Origin of the sequence: Xanthomonas sp. SHU 308 (assembly GCF_000364645.1) — a bacterium.
Classification (GTDB): Bacteria; Pseudomonadota; Gammaproteobacteria; order Xanthomonadales; family Xanthomonadaceae; genus Xanthomonas_A; species Xanthomonas_A sontii.
Window position 1 is genome coordinate 1 of record NZ_AQOK01000879.1, and the last position, 3,399, is coordinate 3,399.

Below are 3,399 nucleotides of genomic sequence, written 5' to 3' on the forward strand. Positions count from 1 at the left end.
CAGGCGCGCACTGCCCAGCGCCGTCGTCACGCCCAGGCCCTCGTGGCCGGCCGCGACCCACACGTCGCGCCGCTCCGGCACCGCGCCCAGGTACGGGCGCCCGTCCGGCGTGGCCGGACGCAGGCCGGTCCACACCCGGATCGCCTGCAGTTGCCGCAGGCCCGGCAGGAACGCGAAGGCGCGCTCCAGCATCCGCTGCAGCATCGGCATCGACACCGTGCGGTCGGTCGCATCGAATTCGCGCGAGGAGCCGATCAGGAGTTGCCCGGTCGGCCGCGGCTGCACGTTGAACGCCACGCTGCTGCCGTCGCTGCCGTGCGCGCTGTCGGCGTAGCCGAGTTCCAGCAATTGATGGGCGACGAAGCCCGGATAGCGGTCGGTGATCACCAGTTGTCCCTTGCGCGCGCGCATCGGCAGTTCCGGCAACAGCTCCGGCACGGCGCAGCCGGTGGCGACCAATACCGGACCATGCAGCAGGCTGCCGTCGTCCAGACGCACGCCGGCATCGGCCAGCGCAGTGGCGCGACGCCCGGCGTACAGCTGCGCGCCGGCGGCGCAGGCGCGCTCGACCAGATAGCGCGCCATCCGCGGCGGATACACCACCGCCTCGGCGGCCACGCGCATGCCGCCGGCCAGGCCCGGCACCAGCGCCGGCTCCAGTTGATACAAGCGCTGCGCATCGAGCGCTTCGGCGTGCACGCCGGCCGCGGCCAGCCGCTGGATCTTGGCCGGAATCGCCTCCAGTTCGCGCGCCTCGCGCGCCACCCACAGCGTGCCGCAACGGCTGAACTCGGCCTCGGGCAGCGGCGCGAATTCTTCCCACAAACGCAGCGAGTACGCCGACAGCACCAGTTCCGCCGGATCGTCGTCCATCGCCACCAGGTGACCCATCGCCGCGGCGGTGGAACCGCCGCCGATACTGCCCGACTCGACGATCGCCACGCGCAGGCCGGCGGCCGCCGCCGCATCGGCGCAGGCCGCGCCGACGATGCCGGCGCCGACGACGATCAGGTCGAAACCGCTCATGCGGCGCCGATGCCCCAGGCGAACGGATCCTGCGGATCGATCAGCAACTGCGCACGCGCAGTGATGTAGGCCTGCCCGGTGATGCGCGGCAGTACCCCGCGCGCACCGGCCGTGTAGCTGCCCTCGAACACGCTGCCGAGGATGCCCTGCTGGCGCCACACCTGGCCCGGCGCCAGCTTGCCGTCGGCGGCCAGGCACGCCAGCTTGGCGCTGGTGCCGGTGCCGCAGGGCGACCGGTCGTAGGCCAGGCCCGGGCACAGCACGAAGTTGCGCGCATCGGCGCTGGCGTCCGGCGCCGGCCCGTTGATCTCGATGTGGTCGATCTCGCCGCCGTCGGCGCCGCGGATGCCCGCCGCCTCCAGCGCCAGCCGCACTGCCTCGGTGTAGGCGGTCAGCGCGCGCTGGTGGCGCAGCTCCAGCGCGCATGGCGTCTGTTCGGTGATGAAGAACCAGTTGCCGCCCCAGGCGACGTCGCCGCGCACGCGCCCATACTCGGGCACCTGCACTTCGACGCCGGTGGCGTGGCGGTAGCTCTCGACGTTGTCGACCGAGACGCGGCCGTCGGCGTGCAGTTCCACGCCGACCGTGCCCACCGGCGTCTCGATGCGGTGCGTGCCCGCGCTCAGCCGGCCCAGTTCGGCCAGCGTGCGCACCAGGCCGATGGTGCCGTGGCCGCACATGCCCAGGTAGCCGACGTTGTTGAAGAAGATCACCGCCGCGCAGGCATCGGCGGCCACCGGCGGCAGCAGCAGCAGCGCGCCGACCATGGTGTCCGAGCCGCGCGGCTCGCAGGCGATGGCGCTGCGCCAGGCGTCGAAGCGCGTGCGGAACAGCTCCCGGCGCTCGGCCAGGGAACCGGTTCCCAGATCGGGGAAGCCTGAGACGACGACACGGGTCGGTTCGCCGGCGCTGTGCGAGTCGATGACATCGAGTGTATGCATGGGGCCATGCTCACATTCGGCACCGCCGCCGGCTAGCAGCGTTTGCCTGTCGCCAATGCGGAAGTTCGCACAACCCGGCGACGCCCCAGGGCGTCGACTTAGGCTAGCATCGGCATTCAGGGGACGCGCGACGGCGCGCCCGCACCGCCGCCCACTCCCGCAGGTGAACGCCATGGACACTCTGATTTCGGCACTGGAACTGCAGACGCTGTTCGACGCCCTGCCGGACGTGGTGTTCTTCGTGAAGGACCGCGACGGCCGCTACACCCACGTCAACCTGACCCTGGTGCGGCGGCTGGGCAAGAAATACCGCGCCGACCTGATCGGGAAGTCGGCCGCGGACGTGTTCCCGCTGCCGCTGGGCGGCAGCTACCTGATGCAGGACCGGCGCGTGCTGTGCGGCGAGGTGATCGAGAACCAGCTGGAAGTGCACCTGTTCCCCAACCGCACCCCCGGCTGGTGCCTGACCTTCAAGCGCCCGCTGTGCGAGGGCGAGGAGGTGATCGGCGTGGTCGGCATCTCCCGCGACCTGGGCCAGCCGGACAGCCGCCATTCCGCCTACGAGCGCATCAGCCGCGCCATGGAACACATGCAGGCGCACTACGGCGACAACCTGCGCGTGCAGACCCTGGCCGACCTGGCCGAGCTGTCGGTGGCGCAACTGGAGCGGCACTTCCGCCGCGTGTTCCAGCTGACCCCGCAGCAACTGCTGACCAAGATGCGCATCGAAGCGGCGATGCGCCTGCTGCACGGCGACGACAGCATCGCCAGCATCGGCCAGCTGTGCGGCTTCGCCGACCAGAGCGCCTTCGCCCGCCAGTTCAAGGCCACCGTGGGCATGACCCCGCGCGACTACCGGTCGATGAAGGGCAAGCTGTAAAGAGCTGGGAATGGGGAATGGGGAATGGGGATTGGTTTTTTGGCTGAATGCGGGCGTTGGGATCGCGACGCTGTTGAGGCTGTCGCAGGAGCAGTTTCGACTCCCCAGGAACACCCGCGCCCACAGTGACAAGCCCCTCTCCCTGCGGGAGAGGGGTTGGGGTGAGGGTGCGGCGGAGCCATTACGTCGAAAAACCATGGCAATTCCGCAACTGCACCCTGCGACTGTGCTTCAGTGGGCACCCGCCTGTCGCGGCTGATCCCGCAAAGGGCCAGGAACCGCGCCTGGCGCGACACACGCAGTCGCGACGCCCGAAGCCCACCTTGCCAACCATCCCAGCCCGCCCCGCTGCACCGGCCGCTCAGGTCGCAAGTGGTAGCATTCTTCGTTTCCGGTCCACGCGTCATCCATGGTCAGCCTATTCCGCCGCAACAAGCCCCAGGACAACGCCGGCGAGAGCCGCACCCAGCGCTACAGCATCGAGGAACTGGCCGCCGCCTTCCCCAAGCCTGCAAGCGCCGAGCCCGCTGCGCCTGCGCCGTCGGCGCCGCC

General features: G+C 70.5%; 3 protein-coding genes and 1 pseudogene. 2 read left to right on the forward strand and 2 right to left on the reverse strand.

The genetic code is table 11. The features are described from left to right. Together D588_RS0122670 and D588_RS0122675 are read right to left on the reverse strand one after the other, a co-directional pair. A partial coding sequence (locus D588_RS0122670; RefSeq protein ID WP_017917621.1) for an FAD-dependent oxidoreductase occupies positions 1–1,026 on the reverse strand: 1,026 nt, incomplete at its 3' end. Beyond that, positions 1,023–1,967, reverse strand: a complete 945-nt coding sequence (locus D588_RS0122675; protein WP_017917622.1) for a 4-hydroxyproline epimerase — start codon at positions 1,965–1,967, stop codon at positions 1,023–1,025. The genes D588_RS0122670 and D588_RS0122675, both read right to left, overlap by 4 nt. A 172-nt stretch (positions 1,968–2,139) precedes the next feature. Here D588_RS0122675 and D588_RS0122680 point away from each other — a divergent pair, with 172 nt between their 5' ends. Both D588_RS0122680 and D588_RS27465 read left to right on the forward strand, forming a co-directional pair. Then, entirely contained in the window at positions 2,140–2,847 is a 708-nt protein-coding gene (locus D588_RS0122680) for an AraC family transcriptional regulator (protein ID WP_017911046.1), read from the forward strand. A 409-nt stretch (positions 2,848–3,256) separates the two neighbouring features. Then, positions 3,257–3,399: pseudogene (locus D588_RS27465) on the forward strand (signal recognition particle-docking protein FtsY); the annotation flags it as partial.

Bases quoted from the DNA above. Each gene is read 5' to 3' on its own strand.
- D588_RS0122675 (WP_017917622.1), bottom strand. From the start codon at position 1,967: ATGCATACACTCGATGTCATCGACTCGCACAGCGCCGGCGAACCGACC.
- D588_RS0122680 (WP_017911046.1), top strand. From the start codon at position 2,140: ATGGACACTCTGATTTCGGCACTGGAACTGCAGACGCTGTTCGACGCC.